The organism is Psychrobacter sp. 5A.1, assembly GCF_030407455.1.
Taxonomy (GTDB): domain Bacteria; phylum Pseudomonadota; class Gammaproteobacteria; order Pseudomonadales; family Moraxellaceae; genus Psychrobacter.
Genome location: NZ_JASDDJ010000055.1, coordinates 1 through 21,861 on the forward strand (window position 1 = coordinate 1; position 21,861 = coordinate 21,861).

The window sequence follows — 21,861 nt, forward strand, 5'->3', positions numbered from 1 at the left end:
TTAAAGTATTCGATCTGGTATTCTTTTATATTAACTATGGTTATGTCTGATGACAGCATACTTTTTAGAACACCACCGAATATTCTATGTTTTTAACAGTAACATTTAAGGACAATTATGACGGACAATATCAATAAAGAGACAACAGATAATAGCGCTGCAACCAATGATAAAGCCAATGCATCTAACGATGCTTATCAAAGTAATGTTTTTCCCACTATGCCGACTATTGATAGCGATAGCCCGTGGATGAATGCTTATGAGCGCTATAGCATCGATGCTACTATCGAGATGCCAGAAGACAGTACCTCTTTACTTGATGTGTTCGAGCGCAACTTTAGCCGTTATGGTCAAAAACCCGCTTATATCTGCATGGGCTCAGCCATTAGCTTTAAACAGCTAGACCTATATAGCCGCCAGATTGCCAGTTATTTGCAATCGTTAGGACTGGTCAAAGGCGATAAAGTGGGCGTAATGATGCCCAATCTCCTGCAATATCCAGTGGTCGCCTTGGGTATCATCCGTGCGGGTATGGTGCTGGTCAATGTTAACCCTTTATATACCAGCCGTGAATTGTCGCATCAGCTGCACGATAGTGGCACCAAGGCCTTGTTCATCGTCGAAAATTTTGCAAAAACATATCAAGAAGCGCAAGACAAAGGTCAGGTTGAGCATGTCATCGTTTGTAAGCTGGGCGATATGTTAGGTACGCTCAAAGGAGCTGTGATTAACCTTGTGGCGCGCCATGTCAAAAAAATAATCCCTTCTTATAGCATACCGAACAGTGTGAGCTTCAAACAAGCATTGAGTGCCGTATCAGCCAGTAAATACCAGCGCCCTGAATTGAATTTGAGCGATGTCGCATTATTACAATATACTGGCGGTACTACGGGGGTGGCGAAAGGCGCGATGCTGTCTCACGGCAATTTGGTTGCCAACATGCTACAGGTCAGTGCGCTGATGAACAGTGCGTTTGATGACGATGTGGATGGTAGAGATGTGATTTTGACGGCATTGCCGCTCTATCACGTATTCTCATTTATGGTTTGCGGTATGTGTAGCATGTACCAAGGTTATGCCGCGTTACTCATTCCTAATCCGCGCGATCTCGATGGTCTGATAAAAGAGATGGCTAAATACAAACCATCATTTATCCCTGCTGTAAATACTTTGTTTAACGGTTTGGTACACAAAGACAGCTTTGCAGAGTTAGATTTTTCTAATCTAAAAGCCTCTATCGGCGGTGGTATGTCTGTACTGCCAAGCGTGGCAAAAGAATGGCATAAAATCACAGGTCTGCCTATCGTCGAAGGGTATGGTCTGTCTGAGACATCACCAGTAGTGGCTTTTAACCCGATGACCATTGCCGAATTTACTGGAAAAATTGGTATTCCTGCGCCTAGCACCGATATCATACTAATCGATGATGACGAAAATAAAGTCGCTATAGGCGATCGTGGTGAGATTTGTGTCAAAGGTCCGCAAGTGATGATTGGCTACCAGAATCGTCCGAAAGAAACTGCTGAAACCTTTACTGCCAGTGGTCACCTAAAAACAGGTGACATCGGTATTATGGACGAAAAAGGCTTTATCAAAATTGTTGATCGCAAAAAAGACATGATTTTGGTCTCTGGTTTTAATGTCTATCCGAATGAGATCGAAGAAGCCATGAGTGAGCATCCAGCAGTGGTAGAGTGCGGTGCTATTGGCATCCCTAACGAAAATCGCGGCGAAGAGCCAAAGTTATTTGTGGTCAAAAAAGGCAATGTGACTGAGCAAGAGTTGCTTGATTTTGGCAAAAAGCAATTGACGGGCTATAAGCGCCCACGTAGCATTCAGTTCGTTGATGAATTACCAAAATCAAATGTGGGTAAAATCCTGCGTAAAGAACTGCGAAAAATGGAAGGTTTAGAATAAAGTTAATGCCAAACTTTATCAAAGCAGCGGCGCAATAGCTTGAGTGAATCTTGCTATTGCGCCGCTGTCACGTTAGGATAACCTTATTTTACCACCCTGCTTTTATAACATTGTACTAGGAATTTTTATGCGTATTGACAATCGTGAGCTTGACCAACTTCGCTCGATCAGCTTTGAGCGCCATTATACGAAGCATGCTGAAGGGTCAGTACTGGTAAGTTTTGGCGATACCAAAGTACTGTGTACTGCTAGTGTCGAGTCAGGCGTACCACGCTGGCTCAAAGGTAAAGGCAAAGGTTGGATCACGGCTGAATATGGCATGCTGCCACGTGCGACCAACACCCGTAATCAACGTGAAGCGGCTCGTGGTAAGCAGTCAGGTCGCACCCAAGAAATCCAGCGTTTGATCGGTCGTAGCTTACGTGCCATGATTGATCTGAGCAAACTTGGTGAAAACACCATCTATCTGGATTGTGATGTATTGCAAGCCGATGGCGGTACGCGTACGGCGAGTATCACTGGTGCTGCGATTGCACTTATCGATGCGTTAGAAACCATCCAAAAAGCCAAAAAATTAAAAACCGATCCACTAATCGGTCTGGTCGCTGCGGTGTCTGTTGGTATGAAAGACGGCGAAGCGTATCTTGATTTGAACTATGAAGAAGACTCTAGCTGTGATACAGATCTGAACGTCGTGATGACCCAAAAAGGCGAGTTCATTGAGCTGCAAGGCACTGCTGAAGAAAAGCCGTTCACTCGCGCTCAAGCAGATGCTATGCTGTCATTAGCCGAAAAAGGCATTGCTGAATTGATCAAAATGCAACAGACGGCGCTTGGCTGGTAGACGGACTTTTATAGACAATCCACGGTCTTTGTTTCTTAGATTTATGACTGCCTGTTGGTTTTTAATAGGCAGTTTTTTAATAAAAATTATCTGCACACCCCGTAATAGGTAAAACTTCATGCTTAAGCTGACTGATGATGGCGCCAAAATCACCTTACAGGGGCCGCCGAAAACGGCTGACAATGGCATGTTTTGGTTTGGCTCTGCGCTATTGATAGGGGCGGTGGCAGTCGCTATGGCAATGAGTCTTTTGCCTGAGCGTTTGGCTATTGGTGCGCTTGCGCTTCTTATTATCGGTAGTTTTGTGTTTAACAAAAAGCGTCAGCAGCAGAAAAAATCCATGAGTGGCATGATTAGCAGCGGGACGTTATGGGTTCGGGCGGGTGAGCTGGTACATGATAATTTAGGTAAGCGTGAACATATTAAGTTGGCTGACGGTGATAAGATAACGCTGATTGGCGAACAATTACAGATCGTCGATAGCAGTGATGTCCGCAAATATCATATCAATGGTTTTGAGAGTGCTCAAGAAGCAAAAGCCACGAAAGCTATCTTAGAAGGGCAAGCGCTAACGAAACGTCATGTAAATATTAAAATGAAGAGTAATTAGGGCGTGTCCTCAATTCAAACGAGTGTCCTCTAAATGGGCTAAAAACAGCTAAATTTTGCCAAACATCGTCAAATAGTTGGTCAATATCTCGATATTATCTGCACTATTTTCCTCGTTTGACGGCAATTTATCTCATCTTTATCACCATTTTTAAAATGATGACACGCCCTAGTATCTTTTCTTAATCTCATACTGTACGAAAGCGTAACTACTATCTTCGTATTATCTAAATTTCAAAATCAAGTGTCATTTCATATTCTTCTCTAGCACTACCACTTGTCTATTTTCGTATACCGTCTATCGTCTATTTAAGATGAATAGTGCTTGCAGATTTGTGCCCGAATGGTTTATAAGTAGGATTATAAAATCCATTCTTATTACTGATATTGTCATTGATATTTAATTGACAAGGAGTTCGTCATGTCGCGTTTGCCCAACCTGTCAGTCGCAGCGTCGTGCAGTTTATTGTTATTTACCTGTGGTATGGTAGGACAAGCCCATGCAGATAGTATGAGCATGCTTATCGCTCAAAAATCTATTCAACCAACGACGAATACGTCCTATCGTTATCCTGAGGTACAGCGTTCAGCACCTACAGTCTTACCAGCGTTTTTATCAGGCAACTATGACAATGTCGATAGCGAGTATCTACCGCTATTGAGTAGTGCTGAAACGCAAAGCAGCATGGCGGCACGCGAAGTGGTCAGTACTGCACGCAAGATGGCACTCAATGAGCGTACGATTATTCAAGGTGGTTGCTGGGATTATCTAAATGCCGTATTCAATCGGGCAGGGGTGACACGCGATACCATTCATAAAGGCACGTATGGTCAAGGCCCTTATGCGAGTAGCAGTGAGATTGAAGCGGGTGATTGGCTCTATTATATCAATCATGGCTACAATGGCGTCGAGCACAGCGGACTGTTTGTGGGCTGGGTCGATGAGCGTGCTAAGCAAGCGCTGATATTGAGCTATGCTGGTGAAAATCGCCGCGAGCCTGCTCGTTACCGCGTTTATGATTTGAGTAATGTCTATCAAATTATGCGCCCTAGCGTCTAGGCATCATCAGCACTATATAATGTGATAAAAAAAGCGTCCGCAACTCATTGAAGTTGCGGACGCTTTTGGTTTGCAGCTATCCGTAATATTTTTGGTGTTAAAACGGTTTTACCACAACTAGAATGACGATAATCACTAAGGCAAAGACAGGCACTTCATTAAACCAGCGCCAAAACTTATGCGATTTATAATGTGGATTGTCCATCAGTTTTTTACGATAAAAACCGCAAGCGCCATGATAGCCTGATAGCAGGATCACCAATAGCAATTTGACGTGTAGCCAACCTTGGGTTTTGTAGACATCCCAGCCCAGCCCCAACATCCATAGACCAAAGACCCATGTCGCTATCATCGAAGGTGTCATGATGCCGCGATACAGCTTGCGCTCCATAATAGCAAAGCGCTCATGACTGATGCTATCGTCGCTCATTGCATGATAGACAAATAGGCGCGGTAAATAAAATATCGCCGCAAACCAGCAGACCATCGAGATGATGTGTGCTGCTTTAATCCAGTTAAAATAATCTGCCATCATAGTCTCTCTTTCTTAGCTTGTACTTTTGGCTTGTATTTTGACTTAATCTGCCAATACCACTTGTGTTTGATGACCGTTCATCGCGTCCATTACAGGCAATACTCTAGGCGCTCTTGGTGCAGCAAACTGTTTGGTTAGGCCAAGCTCACGCATGAGTCTGTCATCACCTGATTGACTGGCGTTTCCAGTCGTCAGCAGTTTATCACCATAAAAGAACGAATTGGCGCCTGCCATAAAGGCCAAGGCCTGCTCAGAGTCTGACAGACTTTCGCGGCCAGCAGACAGACGCACATAGCTGGTCGGGCAGCAAATACGCGCCACGGCAATGGTACGAATCCACTCAAGTACAGACAGCTGACCTTCAGCTAATACTTTGTCACCAATCGGTGTCCCTGCAATAGGCACCAGTAAGTTGACTGGAATTGATTCAGGCGCTTTAGGCATTTTTAGCAGCTCAAGTACCCAATCGATGCGATCATCACGGCTTTCACCCATACCAACGATATTACCACTACAGACGTTGATGCCAGAGTTGCGCACATTGTCTATCGTATTTAATCGCTCGTCATAGCTGCGCGTGCTGACGACTTGTTCATAATAGCTGCGCGAGGTATCGAGGTTGTGATTATAGTAATCCAATCCTGCATCAGCCAATTGCGTCGCTTGATTGGTATCTAACATACCGAGCGTCATACAAGTCTCAAGCCCTAACGCCTTCACTTCTTTGATGAGCTCAACCACGTAAGGCATGTCTTTGGCGCTTGGGTGTTTCCACGCAGCACCCATGCAGAAGCGTGATGAACCACTGTTTTTGGCACGCTTGGCTGCTGCGATGACTTTGTCCACTTCTATGCGTTTTTCTGCTTGTAGTTTGGTGGTGTCGCGGTGATGACCTGACTGCGAGCAGTAGCCACAATCTTCAGGGCAGTTGCCCGTTTTGATAGAGAGTAGCGTGCTGATTTGTACTTCATTGGCAATAAAATGCTCTCTATGAATGGTCTGTGCTTTTAATAGCAAATCCATTAGAGGCAAATCAAAAAGTTGTGCGATTTCTTCACGGCTATACGTGGTGGCAACTTTACTATCAGTTTGAGTCGCGTCTGTGGCTAGACTGGCCAAAAAATCACTATTGGTCGTATCTGGCTGAGTGGATGCGTCCGTTGGATGGGTGGCGTCAGGTTCGGAGATGCTAAGCAATCCTGCCATAAGGTAAGTCCTTTTATGAGAATGAGAGGGTATCGAATGAAACCAATGTTTTTATCTATTGTCATTTATAAGGTAATAAAAAAGGCTGCGATATAGTATACCGTAACCTTTTTAGAAAATCAGAACACGGCTAAGCAGTATGTATAAATGTCACAGTTGAGTATATAAATAGTAACTATTTATCTGTCTATTTAATCCACCTTTTACCAATGACTACTGCTTAGTACACCATTCTTTTTATTTACCCAGTTTGTGCTTGGCAACACCGACCCAATGCTCAGCGAACTTCTGTGCTTTATACGCGTACGGTTTGGCTTTTTGGAAGTAGGGTTGGCACTCTTCTGGAATGGCTGGCACGATATGCTTGGCAAGCTTGTTAAACCACATCATTAGACTGTAGTCACCTTCGATGCTCAAGTTACCTTCTTGCACAGCCGTCATAAATGCAGGCAGGCTGCCTTTGGTCAGCAGTCTAACGCCCGTCATAGAATCTTTAAAAGTGATGGTCAGGTCTGCGTCTTTTGCATGACCGCTCTGTTGACTAAACCGTCCATTATCGAAGCTAAAAGAACGCGCGATATCAGACTCAGTACTCGCAAACTCAATCGTGACTTGACGATCAGCAAATAATGCTTTGACGTCTTCGTTGTCGCTATCAGCTAACATAGACAGACGATAACCAACCACCGCCAATAAGGCATCTAATGGATCAGATTTGATATCCAATACAGGAACAGTAAACATAGCAGAACTCCTAAAAAAATGAGGCATAAAATAGAGCGTACTTTATACCAGTTTTCATGACAAATATATAACTGGATTATAAACCATCACAGGGCGTCAATTCTTTAGGAGTTAAGTAGAGAGCGTTAAGTATCTTGTAACATTCGATGTCACTGACATAAGTAAGGTATTGATATGGGCATGTATGAGCGCCAATCGAACAATATTAACGAAAGCGCGGCTGATAATCATCATCGTAGACAGGGGTGTGCTCGATGTAGTGTGCGGCTTCTAGCTCACGTTGCTGACTGACCGTCTGACTCACATCATCATAACGCAACGCCCGATATAGTACCCATCCTGCCAATGGTAGCCAGCTGATACCCATCGCGATGACATAGCGGTGCCATTCTGATAGATCCATCAGCATCGCGCGACCTGACAATATATTTTGGATGACTTCAACGGCTAACCAATAAGCCATACCACCAAACAGATATAGCAGCAGCCAACGATGTGATGATACGGCCAAAGCCACGACCAAACCTGCTAAAAATCCATAGCCAAGCCATGCCGCATTGCTCCACGACTCTACATTGATAAAAGAAAATATAGTCATCAACATCATTCATCTCGCTATTCATAAGGTGAATTACAATAAGGCTATTATGAAAGGTTGTTGAGTAAAGCTAAAGAGGGTGTGGGCAACTTTGCGACAGCCGTTGACGTTTGATTTTTCAGCTTATTTTGGTGATTTTTGATTGCCAGATATTCGCATAAGCGCCATATCGAGTGGCGCTTATATTGAGAGAAGAATGAGAGTTTTACTAATCAATATAGACTAAACGTTATTATTAATGATGGTTATTGCGCTTGCCCCACCAAGACAGCAATGAAACCAAAACAGCACCGAGTAACATGAGTCCTACGGTGGTGAACCATTGCGCACCAGTAGGGTAGTGCCATGGCATGACGTTATTGATCGCCTCACCATTTAGCGAGCCTAAGGCATCTACTTTCCATGGCCATACTTTTACTAAAGACCCTGCGATAAAACCTGTCAGTAAGGCCAAAGTGGCTTGGTAGTAGCGAGATAATAGCCATTTGAGTGCGTGGGTAAATAATAATAATCCAGTGGCCATACCAGCGATGACAGTGAAAAGTATCGTAAAGTTGAGGGTATGTACGGCTTCCAGCACCGCATCATAAGCACCTAATAATAATAAGATAAAAGACCCTGATACACCAGGTAGTATCATGGCACAAATGGCGATTGCCCCTGCAAAAAACAAATACGGTAGGCTGGGTGTTGTGGTGAGTAATGGCATACTACTGATGACCACGGCGGCAACAAGTCCAATAGCAAATAATGCCACCCGTCCTATATTCCAGCGCTTAATCTCACTAAGCAAAATAAAAACGGTTGCGACGACCAATCCAAAAAAGAACGACCAAATAAGCAGTGGTTGATTGTCTAATAAATGCTTAATGATGCCAGCCAAGGTAGCAAAACTAGTGGCAATACCCAGTAGCAGACACAGTAAAAATGTCGCGTCCACCTGTCGCCAAATCGCAACCAGTCCTTTGATGCCACCTTCTTGACGAAATATCTGCCAAAGATTGGGGCCAATACTACCAAGTGCATTAATCAAGCGCTCGTAAATACCAGCAATCAGAGCAATGGTGCCACCAGAAACACCAGGTACGATATCCGCGGCCCCCATGGCCATGCCTCTGACATAAATACCTAACAGCTGCTTTGGGCTATCGGTGCGCACAGGCACCGTATCTGGTTCCAATGGCTGTGGTGCTGACGGCTGAGTTGGCCGCGAAGATTGTGGTGCCGTCATGAGTATTCCTTTATCATCTAAAAATAAATGTCATTTAAAAATAAGTGTTATCTAAAAGTGAGCGTTCGCTAAAAACAGGTATTAGCTAAACATCAGTATGAATAGCAGATTTTATTAATGATCGTAATGTACTAGGGAGTGTCTTCCATTTACTTGATAAGCATCTAACTGGTCTAAAAATGGGCCAAATCTTGTCAAATATCGTCAGATAGCTAGCTAATATACCGATATTATCTACGCTATTTTTCTTGTCTAAGCTATGCCCTAAAGCATAAAAGCCAGATTAATGACAAAACATTAACCCAGCTTATTGAATAGCATAGAGCGTTCAGCAGTTACTCAGTAGCGGCAAGTGCTGGATAGCCAAGCGCATAAAGCGTACCTTCAAGCCCTGTCACGTTGATAGCGGCATCAGCACGTGCTTGAACGATTGGTTTGGCATGATAGGCCACACCCAGATCGGCCAATGCCATCATCGGTAAATCATTAGCACCGTCACCGATACAGATCACTTGCGACATCTCGATGCCCAAGCGCTCAGCGGTATGCTCGACGATGGCCGCTTTTTTGGCACCATTGACAATAGGCCACTGCACATGACCAGTGACTTCACCTTCTTCGATGTCTAGAGCATTGGCATGCACTTCATCGATACCTAATTGCTCAGCGATATAACGAGCAAAATAAGTGAAGCCGCCTGATACTAGTACCGTATGATAGCCCAATGCTTTTAGCGCACTGATCGTAGTACGTGCGCCAGTTGATAACGTTAAGCGACTACAGATATCATCAAGCACCTCAGTAGGAATACCCTTTAGCAAGGCAACTCGCTGCGCAAACGACTCATCAAAATCAATTTCACCGCGCATCGCCGCCTCAGTGATGGCTTCGACTTCTTCGCCAATGCCAGCCGTTTTTGCCAGCTCTACGATGACTTCTTGTTCGATCAGAGTCGAATCCATATCAAAGCAGGCAAGCTTGTGTGTGCGTAGCATATGACCAACAGACAAGATATGGCAGTCCACAACATGTAAATTGTCTGCACTGTCCGTACTGCGTGTGTTGTTATATTCTTCGGTCAAGTCATGGCGCAGGCGAGTGGTCAGCTGATCATCAATGATGTGAGCTGCCGCGGTTTTTTTGCCAGGGTGCATCAGTGTGTCAGTCACAGGTACTAGCAAATAACGGTAGACTTGAGTATGCGTAAAGGGCAGACGCTGTCTATCAGCATCGGTAGGTTCTGTGTCAGATACCGTGATATTGACAAAGCTAGCGTCAGTATCTTCAGCGACGGTCACAAGATGCCAGCTCGGCTGCTCATCGACCCATGACTGAACATACTGATGAATATCTAATGCGGATACCTGAGTCGGCAGTACTACGATGAGCGCAAAAACAGGCAGCGACTGTAGCGCATCAAAGTCTTGCAAATTGGTATCGTCGGGTAATAATGCCGCAATAGAATCAACGGCTTGTTGCCATGCTTTGCTGTCTTTTGGTAACGAATAAGATGTATTTTTTGGCATGGCTCAATTGTCCCTTGTATGCTCATATAAGATTAGGAATAATAACAGTTTTACTGGGCAGCGCCTATAGAGGACGAGCAAAGTAACACGGATGCTCAAAAACGCCTGTTGTGACGCAAAAAGCTGCTGAAATGTGACAAAGTTATTATGATAAATTTATAAAGTGACTCACGCTATAAGGCTTATTATGGTGATATAGTAGATGAGATAAGCTGAGCATTTACTGACGATGCAGATAGTGATGATGTCATCATGCAAAATCTGACCCAATGGGTGAGCGCTATTTTATGTCACAGTGTTCTAAGTGCTGGTCAATATCAGCAACGTTTTATAACGATGCACGCATCAAAATTGTTTAAAAATTAGCCAAAAAATGAGCGATAGCCTCGTTTTTTAATTTCTTTTCTCCAAAAAAGTTTAACATATCATGACGTATTTAGCGCCGCGGCAAGGGTTGTTTGCCATTATTCTTCTGGTTAGTTTTTGTTTGCAGACGCTGTTATTGGTCATCAGTACCGATCAACAGATCAGCAAAAGTCGTGCGTTAAAAGGCGAGCAAATGGTCGCCCAGCTGATTGATGAATCAAGGTTGTCTTTGGAAAACAAAGACCGTGTCAGTTTGAGCGTTATTGCCAATCGCTACACCAGCGAGCAAGACGTCACGCGGATACTTATTAAAGACAACAAAGACGATATCTTGGTGCCAGTGGGTAACGCGCCCATGCAGCAAGGGAGCACGATTCGTCAAATCGCTACCAATGGCGATGCGGTAATCGGTAGTGTCGCACTGACGCTAAAAGACGTCAGCAAAGGCGAAATCATCGCCATGCAATGGCCGTTTGTCGTCGGTACAATGCTGCTGCATTTATTACTTTGGCTCATTTATGGCTACCTTGCTCGTCCCACCAAAGAGCAAATCAATGCGCTGAGCCGTGATATTCAAGACTTATATCGCGATCAATACAGGCCAGTCGATCAGCGAGGCTATGACCGTGAACTTGAGCGCCAGTCAACGACTCAAGCAACCTCTCATTCTGCCGACAGTCAGCTCGCAAGTGATACAACTGACGATGAAATAGATGACACAGTGACCAATGTACGCAAATTTAATGTGCAACATGAAGTGAATGAGTATCTAAGAACCCAGCAAAATCAAGAAGCAGCGGGTGAGACAGGCAGTCTAACGGATACGGCTAAAGACAGCGTGCTCAGCGCATCCGCGACTATCGACACTGGTAAGACTCAAGCGAGTAGCAGTCATACCTCTAAATTATCTGCCACACGCGCCGTCGATAGCGTTAGAGTCCAAATTGTATTCCACGATGAGTTCAACATGCTGGAGCGCCTTGCACCAGCGCAGCGCTTGCCTTATCTGGCACTGTGTACACAGCTGTTCAATCAAGCGGTGACAGAGCTACTCAAGCAGCCATTGCTACTGGGTGTTAGTGCGATGGATGAAGCCTACTTTGAGGACAATGGCGCAAGCGTGATGCTAAAAGCCGATAATAGTCATGCAAAAGTAGCACTTGCAGGCGTGATGCTTGCCAAGCTATATCTAATGCTCAATAAAATTATTCATGATAAACATATTGAGCTGTCGCGCTTTGCCTTACCCGCAAAAGCGGGCGTGAGTGATGAGGCGCAGGCAGGAGCAATGACCCATTTGCTACAGAGTGTTGGCAAAAAAGAACAATTGCTAATATTGCTACCAAATGCAGGTCTCAAACAAATCAGTAACCACATACAAGTACACAACATCATGCGCCCGACCACTGTCTACGAGCGTGAGTGTGCGATATTTGATGGTGGAAATGACTCTCTGATTCAACGTTTGGCAGATGTCCGTAATGCGGTTTTGATGATAGAAAGCGAAGATGACTCTCCTATTTAACGGTGCTTATATTTCCTGATTTATACACAATTGTCTGTTATATTATCTATATCGTTCTCTGTATGCGGCCTAAGAAGTGGGCGGTAGTAATAAAAAGGATTGACAACGTTCAATAGAGACTTTATAAGGCATATATATATTGATGTATCCTTAATACCCTTGCCTAAAAATGATAGGAGTTTGTCATGAGTGACGCTGATATTGACGACGATTTTGATGATGATTTTGTCGACGATGATGATGCAAAGATGGTTGAAGAAGCTGAGACGAGCGTACGTACACGTTTAAGTAGTCTTGAAAAACGTCGGCTAATCGATAATTTGCTAGAAGAAAAGCGTTTGGCTAAAGAGTTAAAAGACGATCTAGACGATATAGACAACTTCGATGAAGACGGCGATGATTGGGATGATGACGATTTTTAATTTATCGTCGTCAGTCTTTTAAGCGGACTAAAGTGCTTTAATGATGAACCATTATCTAAGCCATTAACTGGGTTGCCTGCTGTTTGGTGTTTTTTCTGCTCGCTCGCATCCAGTTATGTTCCATACTACTTACCTGATAGAGGTTGCTTGGCTTGAATGAGTTGAGCAGTCTGTACCCTCAAACTACCCGCCATCTGTCATTTAACCGATCGCTCATTGTGATTGACGACATCTATCTTTTAAGGAATACCAAATTATGAGTAACCAACTAAGTTTTGATGAATTACTGGACTATTTGGACAATCAAGAGAGCCAGTTTGTACTTGATAGTGTCGCCGCCCATGGTTTTTTGACAGCGACGGTCATCGGTCGTCCATTACCTAACTGGATGGACGCATTATTTGAAGGTCATGTTAGTGAAATTCCAGAAAACGTGATCGATGGCATCACACGCTGGCGTGATTCGATCATCGCTGAGTTAAAAAACGAGACGCCTATCGAGCTACCGTTTGGTGAAGACGCTGGTGACGAGGAAGTGGCCGTCGACTTTTCAGATGACTCAGATATCGTTGCTTGGTCAATCGGCTTTGTCGATGCGATGTATGGCGATGAAGCCAGTGATTGGTTTGAAGATCAAGACACCGCAGAAGATGTGGCAGTATTGACCTTGCCAATGATCGTGCTCAGCGGCATCGATGACGAAGATCCAGAGCTTGCTGAAATGCGTAAAGACGAAGACAAAATGGTGCAAATGGCCAATAGTATCGAAGGCAATTTGACTGAGCTGTTTTTATTGTTCCATACCAACGATTAATAATGCTAAGAAACAGTACTGCTAGCAGTGCTGTTTTTGTCTATGTTGTATCAGAGCACTTTGATTTACCCTGTATTTTATTAGTCACCGATAAGGTCATACTATGACTGTGCAACTCTCCAACCTTGAACACTTACCCAATTACCAAATCACCGAGCGCCTAGACGTCGTGTACGGTAGTACCGTGCGCTCAAAGCACGTCGGTAAAGACTTGTTTGCTGGATTAAAAAACATCGTCGGTGGTGAACTGACGGCTTATACCGAGCTGCTAGAAGAGTCGCGCCAAGAAGCGATAGACCGCATGATTGTCAAGGCAGAGTCTTTGGGTGCTGATGCAGTCGTTGGTTTGCGTTTTTCGACCTCCAGCATTGCGCAGGGCGCGTCAGAGCTGTTTGTCTATGGTACGGCAGTCAAAGCTGTACCGATATCACAGCAGCAGTATCAAAACCCGTCAAGCGATAGCAACAATCACACAGATCAACATCCAAATACTCAAAATCACGTCACCACTGACGACTTGCCACGCTTTAATCCTTTTGATTAATTCTTGTAATTAACCCTATAAACCTGAAAGTATTGATGCTTTTTATGATGAGAAACATGCCATGAATGATTCACTCACGCACGTGCTTATCAATTATGGGCCGTTTATTTTATTATTCGCTGTGGGTTGGTTTTTTGGCTCGCGGCATGAGCGTCAGCATTTGGCACGGTTAAGAGTGGCAGAGCAGGCGCTGGGTGATATTACACTCTCCAGTGAACGTTTTTACCGTCCTAATCTGGCCATTGGTAGTGAGGGTGAGTTAGTTCTCGGTAGTGTCGTGATCGCCCAAGATTACTTCAAAATGATTATCGCGCGTGTCTCAAGTATCTTTGGTAAAAACTTGATCACCTACGAGACATTATTAGACCGCGCCCGCCGTGAGGCCATCGTCCGTATGCGCACTGAGGCAAAAGCCAAAGGTTACAATCATATTTATGGTTTGCGCCTTGAGGTGACCAATGTCAATCAACTAGGCAGCATGGTCGAGGCCATCGCCTACGGTACGGCAGTTATCAGTACTGACCGTCACTAAAGTCATGCCAATCTGAGGTATATCCTTAATCTTATCTTCCTTTTTATCCCCAAAGTAAGCACTTATCTTAGTTATCCTTGCGTTGCTATCAATGTCTAACAAGAAATTATAGAGAGTCGACTACATTATGCTTGAACTTTTCTTCTGGGGCTTCATGCTGCTTTTACAGATTGTTTTTGGGCTACTGATGTTTTATGGTGTGTTTAAAGTGATGCTCTGGTCTAGTCGTAAAAAGCTTTCAAAGCGTACTTCAAGCTCATCTTCTGGAGGTGACATCAACAACAGTAACAGTAACAGTAATCATAGCGGATATAGCAGCAATGACTCTTGTGGTGACAGCGGTGGCGATGGCGGCGGGTGTGATTGATTCCTTTCTTAGCGGCAAATCTGCCCGTTCTAAGCCTAGGGCGTGTCCTCAATTCAATCGATAGTTATCTAAATGGATTAAAAATGGCTAAATCTTGCCAAACGGCGTCAAATAGCTGACTAATATCTCGATATTATCTGCGCTATTTTCCTTGTTTGACTGCGATTTATCTCATTTTTATCACCATTTTTAAAATGAGGACACGCCCTAACAATATAAATAATGGTATACCTTAAAATTTTTCTATACTTTTATATGGCGGATATCCTACGTTTGAATACTGACTGGTGAGTAGTTGAATAAAATAGATAAAGCTGCCTTTACAAAGATATACTTTATGTTATCGCTCTATTACGATTACTGAATATATGTGAAAGATGGCATGGAATGCTGTCATACAAAACGTTGATGACGTCGATGGCTTTTACCCAAAACATCAGCAGGATTGGCTGATTAAGCATCACAAAGTTGTCATAAAACTGCCTATGTAAGGGCTCTATCTACAAGGATGTAGTTATGGAAGGTGTGGAGTTAGTCACGTTTGTAAATGCAAAAGTCATTCCCATTGGTATCTTTTTGATCATGATGGGGATGGGTCTGTCCTTAGTTACCAATGACTTTAAGAGAGTTGTCAAATACCCTAAAGCAGTCGCAATAGGGCTCACCAATCAGCTAATATTTTTACCATTGGTAGGTTTTGCTTTGGCAACCTCTATGTCTCTTGAGCCAGAGTATGCCGTTGGGGTTATGTTACTGGTACTGTGTCCTGGTGGCACGACATCGAATCTATTTACCTATTTAGCCAAAGGTGACGTCGCACTTTCGGTCACCATGACCGCTATTGCCAGTGTCATTACCGTATTTACCATTCCTATCGTCCTCAGTTTTTCGCTCGTATACTTTATGGGTGCGGGCAGTGAGTTTCAATTGCCAGTGGTCAAGACTATGGTCAGCTTAATCGCTCTGACCATCTTACCCGTCAGTATTGGTATGTTGATCAAACGCTATGCCCCTAACGCTGCAGATAAAACACAGGTCATGGTTTCTCGTTTTGGCGTGATATTCCTGAGTTTCTTGGTTCTGTTCTTAAGCTATGTGCAAAAAGACATCATTGTAGAGGCATTGATCGCGACTGGCCCTGTGGCATTGATATTGAACGTATCGACGATGGCGCTTGGTTATTACACCAGTAAATGGTTCGGTCTAAATCCTGCGCAAAGACGCTCGATTACTATGGAAGTCGGCCTACAAAACAGTACGCTTTCAATGTTTATGGCACTGACGCTATTGGCCAATTATAAAATGTCGATGACGCCAGCCATTTATACGCTAATCATGTTCTTAACCGCTGGTATCATGGTCAGAGTATTTACTGCTCAGCACAATAAAGCCAAAAGAACCGAGATAGAAAACAGCGTATTGGCAGCACGTAGAATATAATATACTCAATATATGAGTCGTTCGTTGCTAAAAAAGCCCATAACACCCTTTGTCTAATGAAGGTTGTTGTGGGCTTTTGCGTTTAGCGCTGTTTTCAATCCCTTTAGATTACCATCGATTAAATTGAAGACACGCCCTAGAATCGACGCCTATCCAATTCCGCTCTTGCCTCGGCAGCTTGTTCTTTTACTTTTTCAATTTCAAACAAGAAAGTGCGGTTTTTGAGTACCGCGACAAACACCACGCCACCGACCGTGTTACCCACCAATACCACGATTAGAAATACTAAGTAGCGCCATAGGCTGACGGTATTGCCGTACAGTAACGCTGAAAATACTTCGATGTTGCCCACGATACTATGATGTAAGCCTAAAAACCCAATACTACCCGTAATGAGCGTCACTAGTACGATACGGCTGAGCGTGTCCCGTGCCGAGGTCACTAGCCATGCGGCCACGCCCATCATCCAGCCTGCCAGTACGGCGCTGCCAAAGATAACCCACCATTCAAAGCCCAAAATGTGCTCGGCATAGACATCGATAGCATTGACCGTAAACAGATGCATGTGTAGCCCTAAGCCAATCATTAACGCCGCAAATATACAGCCGCCAACGATATTACCAGCAATCACGATACCCCATAGCCGTAGGAGTTTATGCAGCGGTTCAATTTTATTTAAGACAGGCAAACTCAAGAGTGAGGTCTGCTCTGTGAATAATAACGACTGACCAATCACGACGATAATAAAGCCAATCGGATATAGCAGTGACGACAGTACTATGGCATAGCGACTTGGTATCACATCATTGAGTAGGGCAAACGCAGATAGAATCATAAAAAAACTGATACCAATCTCTAGCCCAGCCGTAAAAGCACTGGTAAATAGTGAGCCAAGCGAGCGCTCAAAGGTTTCTTTTGCATGAATGACTTGCTCTACTAAGATGCTGGCGTAGCTTTTTGCTTGGCTTAAATTGTCATCACTGGCGACTTTTTTGATGGTTTCTTTGTCTTCGTCGCTGATTTCTTTTGGTAAGTCGTCGTTTTCTAAATCTTCAGTGACTTTTGTTTCATTGTCATTAGTATTATCATTGGAACTGTTTTGTTGATGCTCTTTTTGCCGGCCTTCTTTATGACTGTCATCAGCCAAATGTTTATCATCTGTAGATGAGGTCTGTAAGTCTTTCTGATGTTCAGTATGACTATCAATATCTTGGGGCACGGTAAGCTCACTGGTTAAGAGGGAATAATTTTAGTATCTGATCTATTCTATAGCAGGACTATAATCTATTATGTTTAGTATTCAGCTGATTGCTGTTGTTAATTCTTTATCCTGACTTTTAGTCAAATCTATTCTTTTAGTAGCCCCCTTGCAAAAGTACCAGTTCATTGACTTCCACTAATAGAACCGCAAGGACTAGCGATGACTTATGCAAGAGGTCTAATGTAGCGGTGAGAGATTATGAGAACATTATCTAAATATAGCCCTTGGCAGAGCGAGATGGTAGTGACGGCTAGTTTCCTAAAGCTTGATTTATTATCCGATAATCAAATGGTCGAATACACTCATTACTTACTCGATAATGGATATTATGGTGATGCGATGTTATCGATAATTGATGATGATCCTATATATCCGAGAAGCAATAAAGAGTCGTTCCAAAGAGCACTTTCTAGTTTAGGCTTTCCAGACATTAATACAGAGCAGGCTAAGTGGATTTATACTTACAGGCTCATGAACAAATATGCGACAGCACCAAACAATCACTATGTTTTTGCTAATGAGGCAGTAGGATTTTATTATAAATTTGATGATTTTTTCAACAATGATAATCATTTAAAAGAGATAAGTAAGCTCAAGGATTTACTTTATTGTATAGAGGATGCCTGCGACAATTTCTATATGGGATACATCACGCATGGCTGTAATGATCCTGTAACGTTATATCGTATGCAATGTCAGTTTTTCCAGCTTTGCCAACAGTGGATAAAAGATAATAAGCCAAAAATAGAGTGTATTTTCGAAGCGCTATACGCTTAAATTGCCTTACCATCTAACAAAATCTGCCTATCTGCGTTAAAATCACTCTATTCATGATTTTCCTAATTTTTATATTCGCTTTAATTCAATTAACTTTGATCACATTCAATCAATAAAAGATAATGCCATTATGAGTAACCACAATCTAACCGCTTCTATCCAAGCGGCCTTAAGCCAGTTAGAAAACGCCTATAATCCTGCAGAAGTCGAAGCAGGCATGTATCAAGGCTGGGAAGAAAGCGGCTATTTTCAGCCGACTTTTGACAAAGAAGAGTCATTTTCTATCGCACTACCACCGCCGAATGTCACGGGCTCGCTACACATGGGACATGGGTTTAACAATGCGATTATGGATGCGCTCACCCGTTATCACCGCATGGATGGTGACAATACGCTGTGGCAGCCAGGTACGGATCATGCAGGTATCGCGACCCAGATGGTTGTTGAGCGTCGTCTGGAGGCGCAAGGTATTAAGCGCCGTGATATGACGCGTGAAGACTTCATTGATAAAGTGTGGGAATGGAAAGAAGAGTCGGGCGGCAATATCACCAGCCAAATTCGCCGTTTGGGCAGCTCGGTTGATTGGTCACGTGAGCGCTTTACCATGGATGATGGTCTGTCCAATGCGGTAAAAGAAGTGTTCGTTCGTCTGTTCGACGATGGACTTATTTATCGTGGTAAGCGTTTGGTCAACTGGGATCCTAAGTTCCAAACGGCATTGTCTGATTTGGAAGTTGAAAATCATGACGAAAAAGGCAGCTTGTGGCATTTCCGCTATCATTTCACCGATAAAGATTTAACGACTCAAGATGGTAAAAACTATCTGGTCGTAGCCACCACGCGTCCTGAGACATTGCTTGGTGATACGGCTGTTGCGGTCAATCCTAGCGATGAGCGTTACGCGCATTTGGTCGGCAAAACCATTACTCTGCCAATCACTGGTCGCATCGTGCCTATCGTCGCTGATGATTATGTCGAAAAAGACTTCGGTACGGGCTGTGTCAAAATCACTCCAGCGCATGATTTCAACGATTATGACTTGGGTCGTCGTCATGACTTGCCATTGATTAATATCCTTGATGAGCGCGCCAATATCCTACCAGCGATGGAAGTTTATCCTGACTTGCAGACGCGTGAGCCAGAGCTAGAGACCACGCCAAGCGAGTATGCAGGACTTGAGCGTTTTGCCGCTCGTAAGTTCCTCGTTGAGCAAGCAGGCGAGCAGGGCTGGCTAGAAGATATCGAAGACTACGCACTAAAAGCCCCGCGTGCTGAGCGTGGCGGCACGATCGTTGAGCCGTGGTTGACTGATCAGTGGTATGTCGCTGTCAAAGAATTGGCCAAGCCTGCGATTGACGCGGTAGAAGACGGCAGCATCGAGTTCGTCCCTGCGCAGTACAAAAACATGTATATGTCGTGGATGACCGATCTGCAAGATTGGTGCATCAGCCGTCAGCTGTGGTGGGGACATCGTATCCCTGCATGGTATGACGATGCGACGGGTGAAATCTATGTCGCCCGTGACGAAGCGGAAGTTCGTAGCAAGTACAATCTCAGCGACGATATTGTATTGCGCCAAGATAATGACGTGCTCGATACGTGGTTCAGCTCAGGTCTATGGACGTTCAGTACGCTTGACTGGGCAGATGTCAACGCCGATCCACGCGTGATGGACACCTTTCACCCAACCAGCGTGTTGGTGACAGGTTTTGACATTATCTTCTTTTGGGTTGCCCGCATGATCATGATGACCATGCACTTCGTGAAAAACGAAGACGGCACGCCGCAAGTACCGTTTAAGACTGTCTATGTGCATGGTCTGGTACGTGATGGCAATGGTCAAAAAATGTCAAAATCTAAAGGTAACGTCTTAGATCCGATTGATCTGATCGACGGTATTGATCTGGAAGCATTGGTAGAAAAACGCACCAGCAATATGATGAATCCAAAAGACGCGGCCAAAATCGAAAAGCAAACGCGTAAAGAGTTCCCAGAAGGCATCCCAGCCTTTGGTACGGATGCATTGCGCTTTACCTTTACATCCCTCGCCAGTACCGGTCGCGATATTAACTTTGATCTAAAGCGTGTCGAGGGCTATCGTAACTTCTGTAATAAAATCTGGAACGCCAGCCGTTTTGTACTCATGAACTGCGTCGATAGCGAAGGTGCTGCCAAGCCTATCGATCAAGCAGCAAACCCTGACGTTTGGGAATTGCCAGAAAAATGGATCATGAGTCGCCTGAACTCTACCGTTGCCGATATCCATCAGCATTTCGCTCAGTATCGTCTCGATATGGTCAGCCAAGATATCTATGAGTTCATCTGGAACGAGTACTGTGATTGGTATGTTGAGCTTGCCAAAGCCAGTCTAAATGATGACTCGGTGTCTGACGAGCGCAAAGCGCAAATCCGCTATGTACTGCTGCATGTACTAGAGACGGCGCTACGCTTTAGCCATCCAATCATGCCGTATCTGACCGAGCAAATCTGGCAGACAGTGGCACCGCTATTGGGTCGCAAAAACACTGACAGCATCGTAGTCGCTGACTATCCAAAAACGGATGAGGCACAAATCAGTGAGCAGGTTGAAGCGGATATGGCGTGGCTACAAGAGCTAATCGCTAGCGTCCGTAACATCCGTGGTGAGATGAAACTGGGCAACGCGGTACGTCTGCCAGTACTACTACAAAATATCTCTGCTGATGAAGATGCGCGTCTGTCACGTATCAAAAACCAGTTCAAAGCGCTTGCCAAAGTCGAGAGCCTAGAGATTATAAATAGTGGTGACGGCTCTGATCAAAAGATTCCACTGTCATCATCAAGTATGGTCGGTCAGCTACGGGTACTTGTACCGATGAAAGGTCTGATCGATCCAACGGCTGAGCTGGCACGTTTAGGTAAGTCTTATGATAAGTTGAAAGGTCAAGCCGAAGGCATCGCGCGTAAGCTTGGTAATGAAGGCTTTGTGAGTAAAGCACCTGCGGAAGTGGTCGATGCTGAGAAGGCGAAACTGGCTGAGCTAGAAGGGCAGTTGACCGCAATGACGGCGCAGATGGAGCAGTTAAAAGCGTTGTAATTGGTATAGTAATATTTGTAGTAATAAAGAACGCTGTCACAATTGTGATGGCGTTTTTTATTGTCTACTGGTTAGTTCTCTAATCAATTCTTAGTACTGCCAAATACTGAATATTTGTGTGCTATTATTTACAGTCCATTAAGATGAACTCGAATATATTTATATAAAGTAAAGCACCTGCGGAAGTAGTCGATGCAGAAAAAGCGAAACTGGCTGAGCTAGAAGGGCAGTTGACGGCGCAGATGACAGAGTTAAAGGCATTGTAGATTAGTATTAATTTTCTTGCATAAGTTATTACTAGTTCTCGGAACTCCGTCAGTGGAAGTTAATGAATTGGGAATTTTGGAAGAGGTTTATTGAATTTAAGTAGCTCAATACACAAAGATATGTAAAACTTCACGATAGTTATTTAAAAGGTCTAAATTGTGAATATAACAGCTGAAATGATAGAAAAAGCATATAAATAT

Annotated in this window: 20 protein-coding genes and 1 pseudogene; 14 read left to right on the top strand and 7 right to left on the bottom strand. The window is 44.0% G+C overall.

The genetic code is table 11. The annotated features are described in order from the left end of the window. Positions 1 to 117: 117 nt before the first annotated feature. From QL982_RS11305 to QL982_RS11320, 4 genes are all read left to right on the top strand, one after another. A complete protein-coding gene (locus QL982_RS11305; protein WP_290164738.1) occupies positions 118 to 1,917 on the top strand; it encodes an AMP-binding protein in 1,800 nt (599 codons plus the stop codon). 127 nt (positions 1,918 to 2,044) lie between these two features. Next, positions 2,045 to 2,761 carry a ribonuclease PH gene (gene rph, locus QL982_RS11310; protein WP_290164739.1) on the top strand — a complete coding sequence of 239 codons (717 nt, stop codon included), beginning with the start codon at positions 2,045 to 2,047 and terminating at the stop codon, positions 2,759 to 2,761. Between the two features lie 118 nt (positions 2,762 to 2,879). Continuing rightward, positions 2,880 to 3,371 (top strand): hypothetical protein, encoded by a 492-nt coding sequence (locus tag QL982_RS11315; protein ID WP_290164740.1) that lies wholly within the window; start codon positions 2,880 to 2,882, stop codon positions 3,369 to 3,371. 420 nt (positions 3,372 to 3,791) lie between these two features. After that, positions 3,792 to 4,430 carry a hypothetical protein gene (locus tag QL982_RS11320; protein ID WP_290164741.1) on the top strand — a complete coding sequence of 213 codons (639 nt, stop codon included), beginning with the start codon at positions 3,792 to 3,794 and terminating at the stop codon, positions 4,428 to 4,430. Between the two features lie 97 nt (positions 4,431 to 4,527). Here QL982_RS11320 and hemJ read toward each other — a convergent pair whose 3' ends face one another. The 6 genes from hemJ to serB all read right to left on the bottom strand — a co-directional run bounded on the left by hemJ (position 4,528) and on the right by serB (position 10,270). Next, entirely contained in the window at positions 4,528 to 4,962 is a 435-nt protein-coding gene (gene hemJ, locus QL982_RS11325; RefSeq protein WP_290164752.1) for a protoporphyrinogen oxidase HemJ, read from the bottom strand. Between the two features lie 45 nt (positions 4,963 to 5,007). Next, positions 5,008 to 6,171, bottom strand: a complete 1,164-nt coding sequence (gene bioB / locus QL982_RS11330) for a biotin synthase BioB (protein WP_290164742.1) — start codon at positions 6,169 to 6,171, stop codon at positions 5,008 to 5,010. A gap of 237 nt (positions 6,172 to 6,408) precedes the next feature. Beyond that, the gene (locus QL982_RS11335) at positions 6,409 to 6,915 is read right to left on the bottom strand and encodes an SCP2 sterol-binding domain-containing protein (protein WP_290164743.1); all 507 of its coding nucleotides are present in this window, start codon (positions 6,913 to 6,915) and stop codon (positions 6,409 to 6,411) included. 205 nt (positions 6,916 to 7,120) lie between these two features. Then, positions 7,121 to 7,513, bottom strand: coding sequence for an AciT family ciprofloxacin tolerance protein (aciT, locus tag QL982_RS11340; protein WP_290164744.1), 393 nt, complete (start codon positions 7,511 to 7,513; stop codon positions 7,121 to 7,123). Positions 7,514 to 7,748: 235 nt separating this feature from the next. Further along, complete coding sequence (locus QL982_RS11345) at positions 7,749 to 8,744, bottom strand: DUF368 domain-containing protein (protein ID WP_290164745.1); 996 nt, start codon at positions 8,742 to 8,744, stop codon at positions 7,749 to 7,751. Positions 8,745 to 9,079: 335 nt separating this feature from the next. Continuing rightward, positions 9,080 to 10,270 carry a phosphoserine phosphatase SerB gene (gene serB, locus QL982_RS11350; RefSeq protein ID WP_290164746.1) on the bottom strand — a complete coding sequence of 397 codons (1,191 nt, stop codon included), beginning with the start codon at positions 10,268 to 10,270 and terminating at the stop codon, positions 9,080 to 9,082. Between the two features lie 427 nt (positions 10,271 to 10,697). Here serB and QL982_RS11355 point away from each other — a divergent pair, with 427 nt between their 5' ends. From QL982_RS11355 to QL982_RS11385, 7 genes are all read left to right on the top strand, one after another. Continuing rightward, positions 10,698 to 12,161, top strand: a complete 1,464-nt coding sequence (locus tag QL982_RS11355; RefSeq protein ID WP_290164747.1) for a hypothetical protein — start codon at positions 10,698 to 10,700, stop codon at positions 12,159 to 12,161. A gap of 185 nt (positions 12,162 to 12,346) precedes the next feature. Further along, on the top strand, positions 12,347 to 12,583 hold the full coding sequence (locus QL982_RS11360) for a PA3496 family putative envelope integrity protein (protein ID WP_057761656.1): 237 nt from the start codon (positions 12,347 to 12,349) through the stop codon (positions 12,581 to 12,583). A gap of 256 nt (positions 12,584 to 12,839) precedes the next feature. Further along, positions 12,840 to 13,397 carry a YecA family protein gene (locus tag QL982_RS11365; RefSeq protein ID WP_290164748.1) on the top strand — a complete coding sequence of 186 codons (558 nt, stop codon included), beginning with the start codon at positions 12,840 to 12,842 and terminating at the stop codon, positions 13,395 to 13,397. Between the two features lie 103 nt (positions 13,398 to 13,500). Next, entirely contained in the window at positions 13,501 to 13,941 is a 441-nt protein-coding gene (locus QL982_RS11370; RefSeq protein ID WP_290164749.1) for a YbjQ family protein, read from the top strand. 61 nt (positions 13,942 to 14,002) lie between these two features. Next, positions 14,003 to 14,473, top strand: a complete 471-nt coding sequence (locus tag QL982_RS11375) for a heavy metal-binding domain-containing protein (RefSeq protein WP_290164750.1) — start codon at positions 14,003 to 14,005, stop codon at positions 14,471 to 14,473. A 127-nt stretch (positions 14,474 to 14,600) separates the two neighbouring features. Continuing rightward, a complete protein-coding gene (locus QL982_RS11380) occupies positions 14,601 to 14,840 on the top strand; it encodes a hypothetical protein (protein WP_290164751.1) in 240 nt (79 codons plus the stop codon). A gap of 516 nt (positions 14,841 to 15,356) precedes the next feature. Beyond that, the gene (locus tag QL982_RS11385) at positions 15,357 to 16,280 is read left to right on the top strand and encodes a bile acid:sodium symporter family protein (protein WP_290165606.1); all 924 of its coding nucleotides are present in this window, start codon (positions 15,357 to 15,359) and stop codon (positions 16,278 to 16,280) included. A gap of 136 nt (positions 16,281 to 16,416) precedes the next feature. Here QL982_RS11385 and QL982_RS11390 read toward each other — a convergent pair whose 3' ends face one another. Then, complete coding sequence (locus QL982_RS11390) at positions 16,417 to 17,499, bottom strand: formate/nitrite transporter family protein (protein WP_290165608.1); 1,083 nt, start codon at positions 17,497 to 17,499, stop codon at positions 16,417 to 16,419. 240 nt (positions 17,500 to 17,739) lie between these two features. On the opposite strand from QL982_RS11390, the gene QL982_RS11395 reads away from it, so the two are divergent. The 3 genes and pseudogenes from QL982_RS11395 to QL982_RS14550 form a co-directional block, all read left to right on the top strand. Further along, positions 17,740 to 18,318 (top strand): hypothetical protein, encoded by a 579-nt coding sequence (locus tag QL982_RS11395; RefSeq protein ID WP_290165610.1) that lies wholly within the window; start codon positions 17,740 to 17,742, stop codon positions 18,316 to 18,318. 130 nt (positions 18,319 to 18,448) lie between these two features. Next, positions 18,449 to 21,394 (top strand): valine--tRNA ligase, encoded by a 2,946-nt coding sequence (locus QL982_RS11400; protein WP_290165612.1) that lies wholly within the window; start codon positions 18,449 to 18,451, stop codon positions 21,392 to 21,394. A 179-nt stretch (positions 21,395 to 21,573) separates the two neighbouring features. Continuing rightward, positions 21,574 to 21,660: pseudogene (locus QL982_RS14550) on the top strand (hypothetical protein); the annotation flags it as partial. Positions 21,661 to 21,861: the final 201 nt, after the last annotated feature.